We start from the raw sequence: 19,490 nt of genomic DNA, 5'->3' as shown, positions 1-19,490 counted from the left end.
CCATCTCCCAAGGATTGAACCGACGCGATGAACAGCCTTTACGACGAATTCCGGGTGGCGCTGCACAGCGTCTGGACACGCCGGTGGCTGGTGCTGGCGGTCGCGTGGGGCATCTGCATCCTCGGCTGGCTGGCGATCGCGTCGATCCCCAATCGCTATGACAGCCGCGCGCGGCTGCTCGTCGACACCAATGAAATCCTTCCCGACGAAGCGGGCGGCGGCGGGCGCCCCCAGATCGACCAGATCCGCGAAACGCTGACCAGTGCGCGCAACATGGAAAAGGTCGCCGCGACCACCGGCCTGCTGCCCGCCGGCGCGAACGAGCGCGAAAAGGCGGGCGCGGTCGGGATGTTGCAAAAGAGCATCAAGATCATCCCGCAGCAGGACAATATCTTCGAAATCACGTCGAGCGTCGGGGTCGGCAGCCTGTCGGACGCCGACAATGCCAAGCTTGCGTCGGGCGTGCTCGACAGCCTGATCACCGTGTTCCGCGACGACCAGCTGCGCGGTGGCCGGATGAATGCGCGCGAGGGCCTGAAATTCCTCGATGCCCAGATCGCCGACCGCGAAAAGGCGTTGCGCGAGGTCGAAGCGCGCCGCGGCGCGTTCGAGGCGCAGAATATCGGCCTGATCCCTGGCGGTTCGGGCTCGCCGGCGCAGCGCATCGACGCCGCGCGCGCCGAACTCAGCCAGATCGATTCGCAGCTCATTTCGGCGCAGGCGCAGCTTGCGGCCGCCAATGGCCAGCTTTCCTCGACCCCGGCGACGATCAACGTGCCGGGGCTCAATGCCACCGGCGGCGGTGTCGCGCGCCAGCAGCTTGCCGGCGCGCAGAACGAGCTGTCGTCGATGCGCGCGCGCGGCCTGACCGATGCGCACCCCGATGTCATCGCATTGAAGAGCCAGATCGCGTCGCTGAAAGCCATGGCCGACCGTGAAGGCACGGGCGCCGGCGGTGGCGGCAATTCGCAGAATCCGGCCTATGCCTCGCTCGCCGCGATGCGCGCCGAACGCCAAGCGACGGTCAGTGCGCTGTCGGCGCGCAAGGCGCAGCTGACCGGCGACATCACGCGCATCACGTCGCAGCAGATCCAGAACCCCGGCATCGCCGCCGAATATGACCGGATCAACGGCGAATATACCGCGTTCAAGGCGCAATATGACAAGCTGCTCACCCAGCGCGAGCAGGTGCGGATGCGCGGCGAGGTGCAGACCGGAACCGATGCGATCAAGATCGAATTGCTCGATCCGCCGTCGAAACCGACCAGCCCCGCGGCGCCCAACCGGCCGCTGTTCCTGACGCTCGTGCTGCTCGCCGGGATCGGCGGCGGCATCGGCGTCGCCTTCGGCCTTGGCCAGGTGCGCACCAGCTATGCGACCGCGAGCAAGCTCGAACGCGCGAGCGGTCTGCCGGTGATCGGCTCGATCACCGAGGTGATAACGCCCGAACGCCATGTCGAACGGCGCAAGAAGCTCGTCTGGCTGGCGAGCGGCGGGGGCGCGCTGGTCGGCCTCTATGCCTTGCTGCTGGTCGCCGAATTTATCCAGCGCGGCATGGTTGCGTGACGGGGGACGATGACATGAACGATCAACGCAAAGTCAAGCGCCCGCCCTCGCTCCTCGAACGCGCAGCCGACATGTTCGGCCTCGATCCCGCGGCCAATGCGCCGACGATCGACGTCTCGAACCTGCCGCCCGAGCCCGTCAAAAAGGCGAAGAAGGCCAAGGCCGAGCCGGCTGTCGAAACGCCGCAGGCCGAGATCCTCGAGCCCGTTGTCGAGGCCGCACCCGCGGTCGAAGCGGCGCCTTCGCCCAAGCCGTCGCCGCGCAAGGATGTTGCGAAAGCGGCGCCCGCAATCGCGCCGACGCGGCAGGGAACGATCGACCGCGACCGGCTCGCCTCGCGCGGGATGATCGTGCCCGGAACGCCGGTCACCGGCATTTCCGAAGAATATCGCATCGTGAAGCGCGAACTGATCCGCAATTTCGGCGGGGCGGGCAACCGCCCGCTCTTGCCGCGCGGCCACCGCGTGCTCATCGCCTCGGCCAACCCGGGCGAGGGCAAGACCTTCTCGGCGGTCAACCTCGCGCTCAGCCTCGCGGTCGAGGCCGATCACGACGTGCTGCTGATCGATGCCGACATTGCCAAGCCGAGCGTGCTCGAAGCCTTGGGGCTGAGCGACGGCCCCGGCCTGATGGACGCGCTCGCCGATCCGCATTTGCCGCTTGGCGACTGCCTGATCCAGACCGACATTCCGGGGCTGAAGGTCATGCCGGCGGGCACCGGGCATATGCACGACACCGAACTCCTCGCCTCGGCGCGGACCGAGACGCTGCTGGCCCAGCTCGAAGCCGGCGCACCGGGCCGCATCCTGATCCTCGATTCGCCGCCGGTGCTTGCGGCGTCGCCCGCCGCGGTGCTCGCGGGGCATGTCGGGCAGACGATCATGGTGGTGCGCGCCGACGAAACGCTCGAATCCGCGCTGCGCGACGCGATCGGCCTGATGGGCGCGTGTCCGCATATCCAGCTGCTCCTGAACGGCGTGAAATATTCGCCGGGCGGCCGCCGCTTCGGCACCTATTACGGACAAGGAGGCGCGTGATGCGCACCACAACCACCATGCGTCACGTGGGGACGCTGGCGGCCCTGCTGCTCGCCGGGGCGGCGACGGGCGCGCACGCCCAATTTTCGGGCGATGCCGGATCGGGCGCGAGCGAAGCGCCTTCGGGAGGCGCAGCCAAACCCGAAACAGGCCGCGCCGAAAAGCGCGCCGAACGGCGCCGCACCCAGCGCACGGTCGACGTCAGCCCCTATCTCGAAGTCGGGCAGGTGCTGACCGCCGACCTCAAAAACGGCGGCGACGTCCTGACCTATACGACCGTTGCGGCCGGGATCGACGCCGCCATCGTCACGCGCCGCGCCGAATTGGCTGCGACGCTGCGCTACGAACATCAGTTCGGGTGGGGCCGCGAGGGCGATCAGGACGTCATCAGCGGCCTTGCCCGCGGCCGGCTCGAGGTCGCGCGCGGCCTGAACCTCGAAGGCGGCGCGCTCGCGACGCGCACGCGCGCCGATCGGCAGGGTGCCGACAGCGGCCTGTTCATCGGCGACGCCAGCAACGTCGCGAACCTCTACTCGGTCTACGCCGGGCCGACCTTCACGCGGCGCATCGCCGGGCTCGACGTCGGGGCGGGTTATCGCTTCGGTTACACCAAGGTCGACGTCGACGAGCCGGCGATCCTTGGGCCGGGCAGCCAGCCGCAGGATATTTTCGACAGCTCGACGAACCATGTCGCCTGGGCCAGCGTCGGCGCGCGGCCGGGCGATCTGCCGTTCGGCTGGCAGCTTTCGGGCGGTTACGAGCGCGAGGACGCGAGCCAGCTGGATCAGCGGTTCGAGGGCAAATATGCCCGCGCCGATGTGACGATGCCGATCGGCCCGACCGTCGCCCTTCTCGGCGGTGTCGGTTATGAAGATATCGAGATCGGGCAGCGCGATCCGCTACTCGATGCCAATGGCGTGCCGGTGCGCGATGCCAAGGGCCGCTTCGTCACCGACAAATCGACCCCGCGCCAGCTGTCCTTCGATACCGACGGGCTGATCTGGGACGCCGGTGTGATGTGGCAGCCGAGCCGCCGCACCTCGCTGACCGCGCGCGTCGGGCGCCGTTATGGCGACACCATCTATACGGGCAGCTTCGCCTATCGCGCCGATCATGCGACGACGATCCAGGTCGGCGTCTATGACGGGCTGTCCAGCCTGGGCCGCGGTATGTCGAGCGGGCTTGCCGCGCTCCCGACGCAGTTCGACCCGACGCGCAACCCGATCGGCGGCGACGTCAATCCTTGTGTCTTCGGCCAGGAGGGCGGCGGCTGCCTCAACAACCAGCTCGGCAGCGCGACCGCGGCGCAATATCGCAGCCGCGGTGTGCAGGCGACGCTCTCGTCGCGCTTCGCGGGCTGGAGTTATGGCGTCGGCATCGGCTACGACCAGCGCAAGCTGCTCGTACCGCGGCTGTCGCCGATCGCCAGCCTCAACGGCATCAAGGACGAGAGCTATTATCTCTTCCTGTCGGCAGGCCGCCAGCTCGATGTCGATTCCGACCTCAGCCTGTCGGGTTATGTCAACTATTTCGACAATGGCGCGCCGGGCGCGAGCGACGTCCAGTCGGCCGGGCTGTCGGCCGCCTATTCGCGGCGCTTCTGGCGCGGTCTCACCGGGACCGCGGCCGCCAGCCTCAACGCCTTCGATCAGGACGGCTTCAACAGCCAGCTTATTGGTTCAGCTTTGGTGGGACTTCGTTACAACTTCTGACCAAGCAACGGGAATATTGCGATGTACGATCAGTTCTATGGTTTCACCGGGCGTCCGTTTCAGCTGACGCCAGATCCGCATTTCTATTTCGAAAGCGGCACGCACCGCAAGGCGATGTCCTATCTGGGCTATGGCCTCGCGCAGGGTGAAGGCTTCATCGTCATCACCGGCGACGTCGGCGCGGGCAAGACGACGCTCGTCGGTCACCTGATGAACACGATCGACCCCAATCGCCTGACCGCGGTCAAGCTGGTGTCGACGCAGGTCGAAGGCGACGATCTCCTCCGCCTCGTTGCCGAACAATTCGGCATCGCGTGGGAGGGCGAGAGCAAGGCCGAACTGCTGCGTTCGATGGAGCAGTATCTTCGCGAACAGGCGCGCGCCGGGAAACGGACGCTGCTGATCGTCGACGAAGGGCAAAACCTCGCCGTCTCGGCGCTCGAAGAGCTGCGCATGCTCTCGAACTTCCAGCTCGGCGGCCATTCGCTGCTCCAGATTTTCCTGCTCGGCCAGCCCGAATTCCGCCAGACGCTCTTCCATTCGCCGGCGCTGGAACAGCTGCGCCAGCGCGTGATCGCGACGCATCATCTCGATCCGATGGAGCCCGAGGAGGTCGAACCCTATATCCTTCACCGCCTCGGCAAGGTCGGCTGGACGGGCAACCCCAGCTTCAGCCCCGACGCCTTCGAGGAAATCTTTGATTACAGCGAGGGTGTGCCGCGCAAGCTGAACGTCCTTGTCAGCCGCCTGCTGCTTTACGGCGCGGTCGAGCAGATGAACCGGATCACGGCGCAGAATGTGCGCTCGGTGGTCGCCGAGATCGAGGCCGATCGCGGCATCGACATGGCGACGCTCGCGCCGCTGCCCGTCGAAGAGGTTGTCGAACTCGCCGCCGCCGCGGTTGCGCCGGCCCCCGCGCCCTTCGTCGCCCCTGCTGCGGTTACCGCGCCTCCGGTCGCCGAGGCGCCGCTCGAATGGCCGCAACGTGCCGAGCCGGCCGCCGACGCACGTCCGCCGTTCGCCGCGCCCGCCTCACCGGCGCGCGTCATCACGCTGACGCCGCAAGACGCGCCCGAAGCCGAAAACGACGTCCTGGAGCTGGCGCCTGAGGCGGCGGTCGAAGCGCCCGCACCGGCCCCCGCCGCCCCGGCGGTCGATCCCGAACATCTGGCGGCGCTCGAGGCGCAGATCGCTTCGCTCGAGGAGCGCCTCGTCGAACAGGACGCCGCGCTGCGCCGCGTGCTCGACCTGCTGATCGAATGGGTCGAGCGCGATCCGGACAATGCACCCAACCCGGCGACGTCGCGGACCTGGGCGGCCTGACAGTCCGGCCAAAATCCGCTACCCTGCCGATGAAGGTGAGCAAAAATGCAGAACGGCCTGTCGGTCGATGTCGAGGACTGGTTCCAGGTCGGCGCGTTTGAGCGCACGATCGACCGCGCCGACTGGCCGACGCTCGAATGCCGGGTCGAAGCGAATTGCGACGCGGTGCTACAGATTTTCGCCGACGCCGGCGCGACGGGCACCTTCTTCACCTTGGGCTGGGTCGCCGAACGCTATCCCGCGCTGATCAAGCGTATCGTCGCGACGGGGCACGAACTCGCGAGCCACGGCTACGACCACAAGCGCGTCTTCAACATGACCGCCGACGAATTCGCTGCCGATCTCCAGAAAACGCAGGCGATACTCGAGGATCTCGGCGGCATTCCCGTTCGCGGCTATCGCGCGCCGAGTTTCTCGGTCGACCAACGTACGCCATGGGCGCACGCGATCCTCGCCGAACAGGGCTATGCCTATTCGAGCAGCGTCGCGCCGGTGGCGCACGACCATTATGGCTGGCCCGCCAGCCCGCGCCATGCCTGGCGGCCGCTCGCCGATAGCGATCTCGTCGAATGGCCGGTGACGACCGCACGCTTTGCCGGGCGCACGCTCGCGGCAGGCGGCGGCGGCTTCATGCGGATGCTGCCCTATGGCTTCACGCGCTGGGCGATCGCGCGGATGAATGCCGAAGGGCATCCCGCCATCCTCTATTTCCACCCGTGGGAAATCGACCCCGGCCAGCCGCGCGTCGCCGACGCGCCGATCAAATCGAAAATTCGCCATTACAGCGGCTTGTCGGCCATGGCAGGAAAGCTGAAGAAGCTGCTCGCCGACTTCGAATGGACCCGCGCCGATGCGCTGCTGGCCGCGCAGCAGCAACGTGCGCAGCCGTGGCGCGAGGCGGCGTGAACGCCCCCGCGCCGATTGCGGCGACCGCAGACCAGACGCTCTCCGTTTCGCCGCTGACCGACGCCGCGGCATGGGACGCCTATGTCGCAAAGCACCCGGAAGCGACGCCGTTCCACAGCCGCGCGTGGTGCGAGGCGGTCACCAAGGCGACCGGCCACAAATGCCATTTGCTCGTCGCACGCGATGCGGGCGGAAAGATCGCGGGCCTGTTGCCGCTGCATCACATCCGCTCGCCACTCTTCGGCCAGGCGCTTGTGGCAAGCGGCTTCGCCGTCGACGGCGGATTGCTCGCCGATGGCGAAGCGGGCGCGGCGGCGCTCGCCGATGCCGCCGTCGACCTCGCGAAATCGCTCGGCGTCCCATCGATCGAACTGCGCGGCGGCCCGCAGCCCGAAGGCTGGCAGGTCGAGGAAGGCGTCTACGCCGGCTTTGCCCGCGACCTCGCGGCCGACGACGATGCCGAACTGCTCGCCATCCCGCGCAAGCAACGCGCCGAGGTCCGCAAGGTGCTCGAAAGCGGCCTGACGGTGACCATCGGCTGCAGTGCGCAGGATCGCGCCGACCACTACCGCACCTACGCAACCAGTGTTCGCAACCTCGGCACCCCCGTATTTCCTAAGTCATTGTTTTCGTGCGTTCTCGACGCCTTCGGCGACGATGCCGACATCCTCAATGTGCGCAACGATAGAGAAGTTGTGGCCAGCGTCCTCAGCCTCTATTGGCGCGGCACCGTCATGCCCTATTGGGGCGGCGGCACCGCCGATGCCCGCAAGCTGCGCGCCAACGAATTGATGTATTTCGCGCTGATGCGCCACGCGCGCGCCAAGGGCTGCACGCGCTTCGATTTCGGCCGCTCGAAGGTCGGAACGGGGCCCTTCGCCTACAAGAAGAATTGGGGTTTCGAGCCGCAGCCGCTCGTTTATGCGCGCTGGCTCGCCCCGGGCGAAACCGCGCGCGATACCAATCCGAACAGCGCCAAATACCGGCTGCAGGTCGATCTTTGGAAGAAGCTGCCGCTGTGGGCGGCCAACCGGATCGGCCCGCTGATCGCGCGCGGTCTAGGGTAAGACGCCGCTAGTGGCCGAAATCCTGTTCCTCGTTCACCGCGCGCCCTGGCCCCCCGACCGCGGCGACCGGATCCGCAGCTGGCATATGTTCGAGGCGCTGGCAAAGCTCGCGCCGGTGCATGTCGCGGCGCTCGCCGACAATGCGAAGGACGCTGAGGCTGCACGCGCCAAGATGGCGCCGCTTTGCAAGAGTCTGGCGATCGAAGTGCGCAATGTGTCGCGCCCCGCCGCGCTGATGCAGGCGGTCTTGCGCGGGGAGCCGGTGTCGAACCGATTGTTCGGGAATGCCGCACTCGCGCGCCATGTCGAAGCGCTGCTGGCGCATGGCAAGATCAGTCATATCGTCGCCTTCTCGGGGCAGATGGCGCAATATCTTCCCGCCGATTTCGACGGTCCCGTCCTCATGGATTTCGTCGATGTCGATTCAGCCAAATTCCGGGCCTACGCCGAGCAGGACAAACGCCAGCCGCTCCACTGGGTGCATGCGCGCGAGGCGCGGGTTCTGGGCGCTTATGAAGCCGCAGCGGCGTGCCGCGTCGATGCCAGCCTGTTCGTCAGCGAGGCCGAAGCGGCGCTGTTCCGCGAGCATAGCGGGCTGGCCGCCGACAAGGTGCGCGCGGTCGAGAACGGCATCGACACCGATCGCTTCGACCCGGTGGTAGCGCTGGAACCGGTCGCGACGGGCGAAGGGCCGCTGACGGTCTTCACCGGCCAGATGGACTATCGCCCCAACATCGACGCGGTGCGCTGGTTCGCGGCCGACATATTGCCGCTGCTCCGTCAGCGCCATCCCGGCGCGCGCTTTGCCATCGTCGGCCGCGCGCCGACCGATGACGTGCGCGCGCTCGAAAAGCTGCCCGGCGTGGTGGTGACCGGCGAGGTCCCCGACGTGCGGCCGTGGCTCGCCGCCGCCGATGCGGTGGTCGCGCCGCTGCTGCTCGCGCGCGGGGTGCAGAACAAGCTGCTCGAGGCGATGGCGATGGCGCGGCCGGTGGTCGCGAGCGCCGCCGCGGCACAGGGGATCGATGCGACGCCGGGCGAGCATCTGCTCGTCGCCGACGATGCTATCGGGATGGTCGATGCGATATGTTCGCTCTTCGGCGATCACGCCGCCGCAGCAAGGATGGGACAGGCGGCGCGTGCGCGGATGATCGCGCGCTACGGCTGGGACGCCCGCCTTGCCCCGCTCAGCGAACTGCTGGGACTGCCCGCGTGACGCTGTGGCAACGCCACCTTGCGGCGCTGGCGCTGCTGTCGGCCGCGATCCTCGCAATTTTCTGGCGCGACGCCGCCGATATGGCCGGCATCTGGTGGCATAGCTCGACCTTCACCCATTGCTTGTTGATGGTGCCGATGATCGGCTGGCTGGTGTCGCTGCGCGTGCCGCTGCTGCGCCCGCTGACGCCCGCCTATTGGTGGCCGGCGCTTCTATGGATGGCGGGGGCGGGACTGGTGTGGCTGGTCGGTGAAGCCGCTGGTGTCGGCTTGTTCCGTCAGCTGGGGCTTGTGCTGATGCTGCAGGGAGCGGTCGCGGCGACGCTCGGCGAAAAGCTTGTCCGCGCACTGCTCTTTCCGCTCGGCTGTGCGCTGCTGCTCGTGCCCTTTGGCGAGGAGCTGGTGCCGCTGCTCCAGACCTTCACCGCGCATATCAGCGTCGCGCTGCTCCACCTGTCGGGCATTTCGGCCGAAATGCAGGGTGTGTTCGTCACCACGCGCGCGGGTTTCTTCGAGGTTGCCGAGGAATGTTCGGGGGTCAATTTCCTGATCGCGATGCTCGCTTACTCGGTGTTCGCGGCGCATCTCTGCTTCAAGGGCTGGACGCGGCGGATCGTCTTCGTCGTGCTCGCATTGGCGACGACGATCCTTGCCAACGCGCTGCGTGCCTATGGCACGATGGTCGCCGCCGAAATCTGGGGGATCGAGGCGGCGGGCGGGATCGACCATATTTTCTATGGCTGGATTTTCTTCGGCCTCGTGATCCTGGTCGTCATGCTCGCCGCGCGGCGCTGGTTCGACCGGCCCGCGAACGATGCCGCGGTCGATGTGCGCGGGCTCGATGGCCTGCCGCGCTTTGCGGGAGCGGCGAAGGCGGTGCTGCCCGCCGCTTTGGCGGTCCCACTGATCTTTGCCGGCTGGGGGATTTTGGTCGGCGGGCGCAGCGCGCCGCTGCCCGACACGATGACGGTCAAGGCACCGCCGGGCTGGCGTGAGGCACGCGGGGAGGGCACTGCGTGGGCGCCGCGTTTCGACGGTGCCGACCAGCGGCTGCTGCGCCACTTCGTCGATGAAAAAGGGCGGGGGGTGACTGTCGCTATCGGCGGTTACGAACGCCAGGCCGAAGGGCGCGAGGTCGTCGCGTTCGGGCAGGGCGCGGTCGACCCCGACAGCAAATGGGGGTGGAGTGCATCGCTGCCCGCTATCGAGGGCGCGAAGACCGAACGCCTGCTGCATCCCGGCCCCGTGCTGCGCGATGCCGCGACCTGGTATGTCGTCGGCGCTGACGTGACCGGCGATCCGCGCCGCGCGAAACTCGCGGGCCTCAAGGCGCGGCTGCTCGGCGGCGATCCGCGCGCACTGTCGCTGATTATATCGAGCGAGGAGCGGCACGGCGGGCGCAATGCGATAGAGGATTTCCTTTCCGCGTCGGGCGGAGCCAAGGCGATGGCTGACCGCGCGCTCGAAACACGTTAAAGGCGGTTCCTATATGTGTGGGATTGCGGGCATTTATCATCTGGAGACGGCGAAGCCGGTCGATCCCGCGCGCCTGCGCCAGATGCTCCAGCCGATGCAGCATCGCGGCCCCGACGGGTCGGGCGAGTGGACCGCGCCCGGCGTCGGGCTCGGTCACCTGCGCCTGTCGATCATCGACATCGCGGGAAGTCCGCAACCGATGGCGAGCGACGACGAAATCGTCACGCTCACCTACAACGGCGAAATCTATAATTTTCGCGAGCTCCGCGCCGAACTCGAGGATCGCGGCCACCGCTTCCGCACCAGCGGCGATACCGAAGTCATCATCGCAGCGTGGCGCCAATGGGGCCCCGATTGCCTGTCGCGACTCAACGGCATGTTCGCCTTTGCGATCCACGATCACCAGCGCGGCTGCCTGTTCCTCGCGCGCGACCGGCTGGGGGTCAAGCCGCTTCATTTCGCCCGCCTCTCGGACGGGTCGGTGGCTTTCGCATCCGAGCTGAAAGGGTTGCTGCGCAATCCGTTGCTGCGGCAGGAAGCCAATCTGACTGCAGTCGAGGATTTCCTCGCCTTCGGCTATGTCCCCGACGACAATTGCATCGTCGCGGGGGTCGAGAAGCTGCCCGCCGGCCATTATCTGATGCTCGAACGCGGCAGGCCCGTGCCCGCGCCGACGCGCTGGTGGGCGCCCGATTTCTCGAAACGCATCCGCGCGAGCGAGGGCGAGGCGGCCGAACATCTCGTCCACCTGATGCGCGCCGCGGTGACCGATCGCATGGTCGCCGACGTCCCGCTCGGGGCGTTCCTGTCGGGCGGGGTCGACAGCAGCGCGGTCGTCGCCTTGATGGCCGAGGCGAGCGCGAAGGCGGTCAAAACCTGCACGATCGGATTCGATCAGGCGGCGCTCGACGAGACGCAATATGCGCAGCAAATCGCCGAGCGTTTCGCGACCGATCATCGGACCCGTACGGTGTCCTCGGGCGACTTCACGCTCGTCGACAAGATCGCGGACCAGTTCGACGAGCCCTTTGCCGATGCGAGTGCACTACCGACCTACCGCGTCTGCGAACTCGCGCGCGAAGAAGTGACCGTGGCGCTGTCGGGGGACGGCGCCGACGAGGCGTTCGCGGGCTACCGCCGCCTCGTCTTCCAGCATCAGGAGGAAAGGCTGCGCGGCCTGATCCCCGGATTTCTGCGCCGTGGGGTGCTCGGCCCGCTGTCGCACGTCTGGCCGCAGATGGATTGGGCGCCGCGCCCGCTGCGCGCCCGCGCGACGCTCGCCAGCCTGTCGAAGAGCGGGGCAGAGGGTTATGCCGAAGCCGTGGGCGTGACGGGGGTGGCCCAGCGTTCGCGCCTGTTCAACGACGCCGCGCATCATGCGCTCGGCGATCATGTCGCCGAGACGCGCTACTGGAAGGCGATGGCCGAGGCGCCCGCGCGCGAGCCGCTCGATCGTGCGCAATATGCCGACCTCCAGATATGGCTGCCCGGCGACATTTTGACCAAAACCGACCGGATGAGCATGGCGGTGAGCCTCGAGGCGCGCGAGCCCCTGCTCGACTATCGCCTCATCGAATTTGCCGCGAGCCTGCCCGCATCGATGCGCGTCAAGCGCGGGACGGGCAAGGCGATCATGAAACAGGCGATGGAACGCTATCTGCCGCACGATATTCTCTATCGCCCGAAGATGGGGTTCGTGACGCCGGTATCGCAATGGTTCCGGGGGCCGCTTGTCAATGCCGCCAAGGGCCTCGCGACCTCGTCGACGCTCGCGCGCTCGGGCTGGTTCGATATGGCGGAGATCGAGCGCATCGTCGCCGCGCACCAGTCAGGGCGGCGCGACCATGGCCGGCTGATCTGGCAATTTTTCATGCTGGAGAAGTCGCTGGCGAAGCTGTTCGGGATTTGAGAAATATCCGTCGCCCCCGCGCAGGCGGGGGGCGCTGGAGGTGGAAACCTTCGGCGCTGAGCAGAGTCGATAGCGGCCCTCGCCTGCGCGGGGGCGGGTTATTACAGCCACCCCATTTTAACGCTTCCCTGCTAACCTCCACCCGATGACGGTCCATCCTGCCTTTCCGGCCAACGCCGCCCCAGCTGCCCCGCTGACTGTGCGCGTCGTCGATCCGCTGTCGCTGTCACCCGACCTCGCCGCCGCGTGGGATCGGCTGGCCGACGAGGCGAGCGAGCCCAATCCCTTTGCCGAGCGCTGGTGCCTCCAATCGGCGCTGCACCTGCTCGATCCCGAGCGGCACGCGCGGCTGGTGCTCGTGCGCGACGGCAGCGACGGGCCGGTGATCGGTATCATGCCGCTCGCGCCCGCGGCGCGCTATGGTCGTGTGCCTTTGCACCATGTCACCGGATGGGCGCATCCCAATCATTTCCATGGCGCGCCGTTGGTAAGGGCGGGGTTCGAAAGCCTGTTCTGGTCGATCCTGCTCGGCTGGTGCGATGCGGCGTCGTGGGCGCGCACGCTCGTGCATGTGCCGCGGCTGACCGAGGACGGCCCGCTCCACCGCGCGCTGGTCGACGTTGCGCGGGTGCGCGGCGGCGAGGCCGAAGTCGTGCACCGCGAGGAACGCGCGTTGCTTGAAAGCAACCTGTCGCCGACGGACTATTGGGACGCGGCGGTGCGCGCCAAAAAGCGCAAGGAGCTGCGGCGGCAGGCGAACAGGCTGGCCGAGCAGGGTGCGGTACAGTTTCGCCGCTGGCAGCCGAGCGAGGCGATCGATCCGTGGATCGACGCTTTCCTCGACCTCGAGGCGCGCGGCTGGAAGGGGCGCGCCGGATCGGCGCTTGCCAGCCACAGCGACACGGCGGCCTGGTTCCGCGCGATCCTCACCGCGGCGGGTGAGACGGGCAGGCTCGACATGCGCGCGCTCGATCTGGATGACCGCCCGCTCGCGATGCTCGTCAACTTCCTTTGCCCGCCCGGCGGCTTTTCGTTCAAGACCGCGTTCGACGAGGACTATGCCCGCTTCTCGCCCGGCGTGCTGCTGCAACAGGCGAACCTCGATCTGCTCGACGATCCGCAAATCGATTGGGTCGACAGCTGCGCCGCGCCTGGCCATCCGATGATCGACAGCGTCTGGCGCGAACGCCGCGCGCTCGTCTGGGTCAATGTGCCGTTGTCAGCCGCGTCCGACCGGCTGCGCTTCGCCATGCTGACGAAAGCCGAACGGTTCTGGCGGCGCTGGAAGGGTGCCGCGGCGCTCGGAAATGAAGTAGAAAGCCCGTCATGACCGCGCGCCAGTCGATCGCCCGACCTGTTTTTCCGGCCGAAACGCTCGAACGGATGGCGGCGCTGTATCCGCAGCAGGCGGGGTTGCTGCGTCACCACCTTCCCGACCACCCGTTGCTGTCGCTTGAGGCGCTCGCGGTGCTGGCCGAAGGGCTGCCCGAAGCGCAGGTCGAATATAATCCGGGCAATGTGCCGATCGGCATTTTGCCCGAAGATCTGCCGTCGAACGGCCTGTCGATCGGCGAGACGATCCGCACGATCGACAGCAACGGCAGCTGGGCGGTGCTCAAGAATATCGAGAATGTTGACGCCTATCGCATGCTGCTGATGGACCTGCTCGGGGAACTCGAATCCATCGTCGAACCGCGCACCGGCGCGATGCTCACGCCGCAGGGGTTCATCTTCATCTCGTCGCCGGGATCGATCACTCCGTTCCACTTCGACCCCGAGCATAATATCCTGCTGCAACTCAAGGGGCAGAAGGTGATGAACGTCTGGCCGTCGGGCGATGAACGTTTCGCCCATCGCCGCGAGCATGAGCGCTATCATACCGGCGGCCACCGCAACCTGCCCTGGCAGGATGCCTATCATGGCGACGCGCAACAGGTGCCGCTCGGCCCCGGCGACGCCGTGCTGATGCCGGTGATGGCGCCGCATTTCGTCGCCAATGGCGATGCGCCGTCGATCTCGCTCTCGATCACGTGGCGCAGCGAATGGAGCTACCGCGAATCCGAGGCGCACGCCGCCAATGCCGCGCTGCGCCGCATGGGCCTCGACCCCGCAATGCCGCCGCGCTGGCCGAGCTACGCCTGGATGAAAACGGTCGGCTGGCGCATCGCCCGCCGGCTGCGCTTCGTGTCCTGAAAACGCTCAAAATAGTAGCGGCGCCAGCCCGCTCCCTCACCCGGTCTGCGCCGCTTCAAAACACAGATGACAGATTGCTTTCAATTGCCGCAAATTGGCGTTATGGGCGCGCATCCTTGTATTTCGAGCCCATAGAGGACTGATGGCGAAAGAAGAACTTCTGGAAATGCGCGGCCAAGTGGTCGAACTGCTTCCCAACGCGATGTTCCGCGTCAAACTGGAAAATGACCACGAAATTCTGGGCCACACGGCCGGAAAGATGCGCAAGAACCGCATCCGTGTGCTGGTCGGCGACGAAGTGCTCGTCGAACTCACCCCCTATGACCTGACCAAGGGTCGGATCACCTATCGCTTCAAGTGAGCGGCGCGGCGAACATTCCCGCGCCCGTGCCGACTTTGGTGCTTGCTTCGACCTCGCCGCGCCGGCGTGAATTGCTGGCGCGGATCGGTGTGGTTCCGGCGCGCATTGCATCGCCCGACATCGACGAGACGCCGCTGAAGGGCGAGCTTCCGCGCGACTATGTCGCGCGGCTCGCGAAGGGGAAGGCGCTGGCGGTAGAGCGGGTGCCGGACGAGGTGGTGCTGGCGGGCGACACCACCGTTGCGGTCGGACGCCGCATATTGGAAAAACCTTCCGACGAGGCCGATCTGCGGCGCATGCTTGGCCTACTGTCGGGTCGGCGGCATCATGTCTATTCTGGGCTGTGCGTTGTCGGAACCGACGGGAAGGCGCGGGTGCGTGTCGTCGATACCGTCGTCGCGTTCAAGGCATTGAGCGCGGCCGAAATCGACTGGTATGTCGAAAGCGGCGAGGGCATGGGCAAGGCAGGTGGCTATGCGATCCAGGGCCGCGCCGAAACCTTTGTGCGTTTCCTGTCGGGCAGCCATTCGAACGTCGTTGGCTTGCCGGTGTTCGAGACCAGGGCGTTGCTGAGCAGCGCGGGAATCGCACTTGGCTGAGTGGCTTTACGAAGCCGGGATCGGCGAGGCGCGCGCGGCGCTGGTCGAGGACGGCGCGATCATCGAGGCGCGGATCGAGCGCGAGAGCGATGGCCCGCGTCTCGGCGCGATTGTCGGCGCGAAGCTTGTCGAGGCGGGGCGGGGCGGCAAGGGCGCGCTGGTCGCGCTCGACTTGCCCGGCCAGCCGCAAGCGACGCTCGTCGAGCCACCCCCGGCGACATCCGTCGGCGCACGGATGACGGTGAAGATTGCCCGCATGGCGCTGCGCGAGCGCGGACGCGACAAGCCCGCGCGGGCGCGGCTCGCGGATGCCGGCGCGGCGGTGGCCGACGGCCCGGACCTGCGGACCCGTATCGCGGAAAGCGGCGCCCCCGTGATTGAAGTGCGGCCGACCGACACAGACCTTCTCGAACAGGCCGGTTGGTCCGAGCTGATCGATTGCGTGCGCACCGGACATTGGCCTTTCGCCGGCGGCGCGCTGTGGGTGGACGCGACCCCGGCGATGGTGCTGATCGATATCGACGGCGAGGGCGATGCGTTGGCGCTGGCGAAGGCGGGCGCAAGGGCGGCGTCGGCGCTGATCCGTTGCTGCGACATCGGCGGGTCGATCGGGATCGATTTTCCCTCGCTGCCCGATCGCGCCGCGCGCTTGGCGATCGACGCCGCGGTCGACGCCGCACTGCCGGGGCCGTTCGAGCGCACCGCGGTCAACGGCTTCGGGTTGATGCAGATCATTCGCCGCCGCGACCGGCCTTCGCTGATCGAACAGGTATGCCTCGATCCCGTTGTCACCGATGCCGCGCTGCTGCTGCGTCAGGGCGAACGTGCGGTCGGGACGGGCATACTCACCTTGACCGCACGGGGCGGTGTGATCGATCATATCGCGGCGCATCCGGCCTGGGCCGAGGTGCTGCAAAACCGTACGGGCCGTGCCGTCCGCCTGGAGGCGGATGCGGCCGTTAAAGGAGCGGGCCATGCCCAGTAAATCACCGCGCTGCCCCCTTTGTGGCAAACCGCGCGAGCCCGAATTCAAACCCTTTTGCAGTCGCGGCTGCCGCGACCGCGACCTGCTCGCATGGTTCGGAGAGGGCTATCGGGTACCCGTCGATCAGACACCGGATGGCACGGCCGATGACGATCGTTTCGACGAGGGCTGACGCCGGGAAATCGGCGTCACAAAGCCACTGGACAGGATGCAAAGCCGTGCCTATAGCCGCCGCTCGCCAGCGCGGCCGTCCGGTCGCAGCGGCCTTGCCCGGGTAGCTCAGTTGGTAGAGCATGCGACTGAAAATCGCAGTGTCGGCGGTTCGATCCCGTCCCCGGGCACCACTTCCCCCATCCCTGACGCATTGCCTTTTGTGACAGTAGGATTGCCTTATTCCGTAGCGTAAACTGTTGCTTTTTGGCCACTAACCTCCGGAAAATCGGCCTTTTCAGCTTCCGCGCGTTGACGCGGCGAACGGCGATATTACAGCGGTCGGTTCCGGTGGGGCATCTCCCTCTTTGGCCAAAGGCCGCGCTTTTCACCGGTTTGGAGAGAGAGACATCATCATGACTTTGCGCAACATCCTGTTGGGCGCCACCATGCTGTGCGCCGGCACCACCCCCGTCATCGCCTTTGCCCAGGACGCCGCTTCCGCCGACACGACGGTTGCCGCCGACGATACCGATTATGGCAACGACATCATCGTCACCGCCAGCAAGCGTTCGCAGACGCTGCAGGATACGCCCGTCGCGGTTTCGGTGACGTCCGCGGCCCAACTTGAGGAATCGCAGATCCGCGACCTCATCGACCTGCAATCGTCGGTTCCCAGCCTGCGCGTGTCGCAGCTGCAGTCGAGCGCCAACACCAACTTCATCATCCGCGGTTTCGGCAACGGCGCCAATAACGCGGGCATCGAACCGTCGGTCGGCGTCTTCATCGACGGCGTCTATCGCTCGCGCTCGGCCGCCCAGATCGGCGACCTTCCCAATGTCGAGCGCATCGAAGTGCTGCGCGGGCCGCAGTCGACGCTGTTCGGCAAGAACGCCTCGGCGGGCGTCATCAGCATCGTCACGCAAAAGCCGCAGTATGAATTCGGCGGCTCGGCCGAAGTCACCTATGGCAATTACAACGCGATCACCGTCAAGGGCGACGTCACCGGCCCCATCGCCGAGAATGTCGCCTTCTCGATCGGCGGCAGCTTCAACCGCCGCGACGGCTATGCGCAGGACCTGAAGCTCGACACCGACGTCAACGACCGCAACCGTTGGGGCGTGCGCGGCCAGCTTCTGTTCGAACCGACCGACGCGCTGTCGATCCGCCTGATCGGCGATTACGACAAGATCGACGAAAATTGCTGCATCGCGGGCAACGTCATCGCCGGCCCGACGGTCGCGATCACCAACGCCCTCGCCGGTGGTCCCAGCGTCGATGCCAACAATCCCTTCTCGTACGACGTCTACAATAATTTCCTGTCGACGAACGAAATCGAGAATTATGGCGGTTCGGCGCAGATCGACTATGATCTGGGCTCGATGGCGCTGACCTCGATCACCGCCTATCGCAAGGTGAAGGCGCTGACCAACCAGGATTCGGACTTCACGGGTGCCGACCTGATCGGCGAGAACAGCCAAGACCTGGGGATCGACACCTTCACCCAGGAGCTTCGCCTGACGTCGGATTTCGACGGCCCGATCAACTTCCTGATCGGCGGTTATTATTTCAACGAAAAGATCGACCAGAAGAACGACATCCGCTTCGGCACCCAGTTCCGCCCTTATGGCGACCAACTGATCCGTGCGGCGAGCGGCAATGCGCTCAATGTCGCGATGCTCGAGGCGACGTTTGGCGCGCTCGAAGGCAATCCGGCCAAATATGCCAATAGCTTCTTCCGCGCCGGCAACGGCCTCGACGAAGCCTATCGCATGAAGGACGAGGCCTTCTCGATCTTCGGCACCGTCGATTTCGAAGTGACCGACCGGCTGACGTTCACCGTGGGCGGCAACTACACCAAGGATCGCAAGAATTTCTCGACCAATGTGATCAGCACCGATGTCTTTTCGGGCATCAACCTTGACGCCGCGGCCTATACGCCGTTCCGTCAGGCGTTGCTGATCGGTCAGGGTGTTCCGGCGCCGACCGCCGCCTTCCTGGCGGCAAATCCGACGCTGACGCTGCCCGACGGGCGCAGCGCGAACCCGCTTGCCGGCCTGAAGGCGTTCCAGTTCCTGCCGCCGTTCCTCAACGTTCCGAACGCCGTCGAAGACGGCAAGACGAACGATGGCGATTTCTCGTACAGCGTCCGCGCCGCCTATGAACTTACCGACACGGTCAATGTCTATGCGACCTATGCGACGGGCTTCAAGGCAAGCTCGGTCAACCTGTCGCGCGACAGCCGACCGCTCGCTTCGGATCTGGCGGCGATCACCGCCGCCGGTTTGCGCACCCCGAACCTCGTCGCGGGTTCGCGTTTCGCCGATCCCGAGGAATCGACCGTCTATGAGTTCGGTTTGAAGGGCCAGTGGGACGTCGCTGCCCTGAACGTCGCGGTGTTCAAGCAGTCGATCAAGGGCTTCCAGTCGAACGTCTTCACCGGCACGGGCTTCGCGCTCGCCAATGCCGGCAAGCAGTCGACCTTCGGCATCGAGTTCGACGGTTCGGTGCGTCCGGTCGACGGGCTCAACCTGACGCTGGCGGCGACCTACCTCGATGCCAAGTACGACAGCTTCGTCAATTCGGCGTTCGGCGACATCTCGGGCTCCACGCCCGCGGGCATTCCTGAATTGTCGATGTCGATCGGCGGTACTTATACGCATGAGTTTGCGGGCGGGACCAAGGCGATCGCGCACGTCGACTATGCCTATGAAAGCCCGGTCCAGATCGTCGAGGGCCTTGGCGGCTTCCCGGCGAGCGTAGCGCAGAACCTGAAGCGCGAGGTCAACTCGCTCAACGCATCGTTCACGATCCGCCTGACCAACGGCCTCGACGTCGGCGTGTGGGGCCGCAACCTCACCAATGCGCAGTATTTGACGACGATCTTCCCGGCGGTCGCGCAGTCGGGCAGCGTATCGGGCTATCCCAGCCAGCCGCGCACCTATGGCGGCACCGTTCGCTTCAAATTCTGATCGCCGCGGTCGGGGCGGT

Annotated in this window: 16 protein-coding genes and 1 tRNA gene; all 17 read left to right on the top strand. The window is 66.5% G+C overall.

Annotation, left to right across the window (positions count from 1 at the left end; translation table 11 throughout):
• Positions 1-27 precede the first annotated feature (27 nt).
• The 17 genes from V6M50_RS00430 to V6M50_RS00350 all read left to right on the top strand — a co-directional run bounded on the left by V6M50_RS00430 (position 28) and on the right by V6M50_RS00350 (position 19,471).
• A complete protein-coding gene (locus tag V6M50_RS00430; protein ID WP_332812626.1) occupies positions 28-1,566 on the top strand; it encodes an XrtA system polysaccharide chain length determinant in 1,539 nt (512 codons plus the stop codon).
• Positions 1,567-1,580: 14 nt separating this feature from the next.
• Entirely contained in the window at positions 1,581-2,603 is a 1,023-nt protein-coding gene (locus V6M50_RS00425; protein ID WP_332816553.1) for a P-loop NTPase, read from the top strand.
• Complete coding sequence (locus V6M50_RS00420) at positions 2,603-4,315, top strand: hypothetical protein (protein WP_332816552.1); 1,713 nt, start codon at positions 2,603-2,605, stop codon at positions 4,313-4,315. The genes V6M50_RS00425 and V6M50_RS00420 overlap by 1 nt, the downstream gene beginning before the upstream one ends.
• 21 nt (positions 4,316-4,336) lie before the next feature.
• Positions 4,337-5,638 carry an XrtA/PEP-CTERM system-associated ATPase gene (locus V6M50_RS00415; protein ID WP_332816551.1) on the top strand — a complete coding sequence of 434 codons (1,302 nt, stop codon included), beginning with the start codon at positions 4,337-4,339 and terminating at the stop codon, positions 5,636-5,638.
• Positions 5,639-5,683: 45 nt separating this feature from the next.
• The gene (locus tag V6M50_RS00410) at positions 5,684-6,544 is read left to right on the top strand and encodes an XrtA system polysaccharide deacetylase (protein ID WP_332816550.1); all 861 of its coding nucleotides are present in this window, start codon (positions 5,684-5,686) and stop codon (positions 6,542-6,544) included.
• Positions 6,541-7,611, top strand: coding sequence for a FemAB family XrtA/PEP-CTERM system-associated protein (locus V6M50_RS00405; RefSeq protein WP_332816549.1), 1,071 nt, complete (start codon positions 6,541-6,543; stop codon positions 7,609-7,611). Before V6M50_RS00410 ends, V6M50_RS00405 begins: the two co-directional genes overlap by 4 nt.
• A gap of 10 nt (positions 7,612-7,621) precedes the next feature.
• Positions 7,622-8,827: a TIGR03087 family PEP-CTERM/XrtA system glycosyltransferase gene (locus tag V6M50_RS00400; protein ID WP_332816548.1), complete on the top strand. Its 1,206-nt coding sequence runs from the start codon at positions 7,622-7,624 to the stop codon at positions 8,825-8,827.
• Positions 8,824-10,302 (top strand): exosortase A, encoded by a 1,479-nt coding sequence (gene xrtA, locus V6M50_RS00395; RefSeq protein WP_332816547.1) that lies wholly within the window; start codon positions 8,824-8,826, stop codon positions 10,300-10,302. Before V6M50_RS00400 ends, xrtA begins: the two co-directional genes overlap by 4 nt.
• Before the next feature lie 13 nt (positions 10,303-10,315).
• Positions 10,316-12,211 (top strand): XrtA/PEP-CTERM system amidotransferase, encoded by a 1,896-nt coding sequence (locus tag V6M50_RS00390; RefSeq protein ID WP_332816546.1) that lies wholly within the window; start codon positions 10,316-10,318, stop codon positions 12,209-12,211.
• 145 nt (positions 12,212-12,356) lie between these two features.
• Positions 12,357-13,541 carry a GNAT family N-acetyltransferase gene (locus tag V6M50_RS00385; protein ID WP_332816545.1) on the top strand — a complete coding sequence of 395 codons (1,185 nt, stop codon included), beginning with the start codon at positions 12,357-12,359 and terminating at the stop codon, positions 13,539-13,541.
• The gene (locus V6M50_RS00380) at positions 13,538-14,404 is read left to right on the top strand and encodes a cupin-like domain-containing protein (RefSeq protein ID WP_332816544.1); all 867 of its coding nucleotides are present in this window, start codon (positions 13,538-13,540) and stop codon (positions 14,402-14,404) included. The genes V6M50_RS00385 and V6M50_RS00380 overlap by 4 nt, the downstream gene beginning before the upstream one ends.
• A gap of 142 nt (positions 14,405-14,546) precedes the next feature.
• Entirely contained in the window at positions 14,547-14,765 is a 219-nt protein-coding gene (gene infA / locus V6M50_RS00375) for a translation initiation factor IF-1 (protein ID WP_010162480.1), read from the top strand.
• A 26-nt stretch (positions 14,766-14,791) separates the two neighbouring features.
• The gene (locus tag V6M50_RS00370) at positions 14,792-15,364 is read left to right on the top strand and encodes a Maf family protein (protein WP_332816543.1); all 573 of its coding nucleotides are present in this window, start codon (positions 14,792-14,794) and stop codon (positions 15,362-15,364) included.
• A complete protein-coding gene (locus V6M50_RS00365; protein WP_332816542.1) occupies positions 15,357-16,349 on the top strand; it encodes a ribonuclease in 993 nt (330 codons plus the stop codon). The genes V6M50_RS00370 and V6M50_RS00365 overlap by 8 nt, the downstream gene beginning before the upstream one ends.
• Positions 16,339-16,521, top strand: coding sequence for a DNA gyrase inhibitor YacG (locus tag V6M50_RS00360; RefSeq protein ID WP_332816541.1), 183 nt, complete (start codon positions 16,339-16,341; stop codon positions 16,519-16,521). Before V6M50_RS00365 ends, V6M50_RS00360 begins: the two co-directional genes overlap by 11 nt.
• 96 nt (positions 16,522-16,617) lie before the next feature.
• Positions 16,618-16,693, top strand: a tRNA-Phe gene (locus V6M50_RS00355).
• 222 nt (positions 16,694-16,915) lie between these two features.
• Positions 16,916-19,471, top strand: a complete 2,556-nt coding sequence (locus tag V6M50_RS00350; protein ID WP_332816540.1) for a TonB-dependent receptor — start codon at positions 16,916-16,918, stop codon at positions 19,469-19,471.
• Positions 19,472-19,490 lie beyond the last annotated feature (19 nt).

Source organism: Sphingopyxis sp., assembly GCF_036675685.1.
Taxonomy (GTDB): Bacteria; Pseudomonadota; Alphaproteobacteria; order Sphingomonadales; family Sphingomonadaceae; genus Sphingopyxis.
Note: the sequence above shows the minus strand (reverse complement) of the source record. Positions and strands in the feature narration are given on the sequence as shown.

Coding starts and splice junctions, on each gene's coding strand:
- V6M50_RS00350 (WP_332816540.1), top strand. CDS start 16,916: ATGACTTTGCGCAACATCCTGTTGGGCGCCACCATGCTGTGCGCCGGC.
- V6M50_RS00360 (WP_332816541.1), top strand. CDS start 16,339: ATGCCCAGTAAATCACCGCGCTGCCCCCTTTGTGGCAAACCGCGCGAG.
- V6M50_RS00420 (WP_332816552.1), top strand. CDS start 2,603: ATGCGCACCACAACCACCATGCGTCACGTGGGGACGCTGGCGGCCCTG.
- V6M50_RS00380 (WP_332816544.1), top strand. CDS start 13,538: ATGACCGCGCGCCAGTCGATCGCCCGACCTGTTTTTCCGGCCGAAACG.
- V6M50_RS00430 (WP_332812626.1), top strand. CDS start 28: ATGAACAGCCTTTACGACGAATTCCGGGTGGCGCTGCACAGCGTCTGG.
- V6M50_RS00415 (WP_332816551.1), top strand. CDS start 4,337: ATGTACGATCAGTTCTATGGTTTCACCGGGCGTCCGTTTCAGCTGACG.
- V6M50_RS00410 (WP_332816550.1), top strand. CDS start 5,684: ATGCAGAACGGCCTGTCGGTCGATGTCGAGGACTGGTTCCAGGTCGGC.
- V6M50_RS00425 (WP_332816553.1), top strand. CDS start 1,581: ATGAACGATCAACGCAAAGTCAAGCGCCCGCCCTCGCTCCTCGAACGC.
- V6M50_RS00390 (WP_332816546.1), top strand. CDS start 10,316: ATGTGTGGGATTGCGGGCATTTATCATCTGGAGACGGCGAAGCCGGTC.
- V6M50_RS00385 (WP_332816545.1), top strand. CDS start 12,357: ATGACGGTCCATCCTGCCTTTCCGGCCAACGCCGCCCCAGCTGCCCCG.
- infA (WP_010162480.1), top strand. CDS start 14,547: ATGGCGAAAGAAGAACTTCTGGAAATGCGCGGCCAAGTGGTCGAACTG.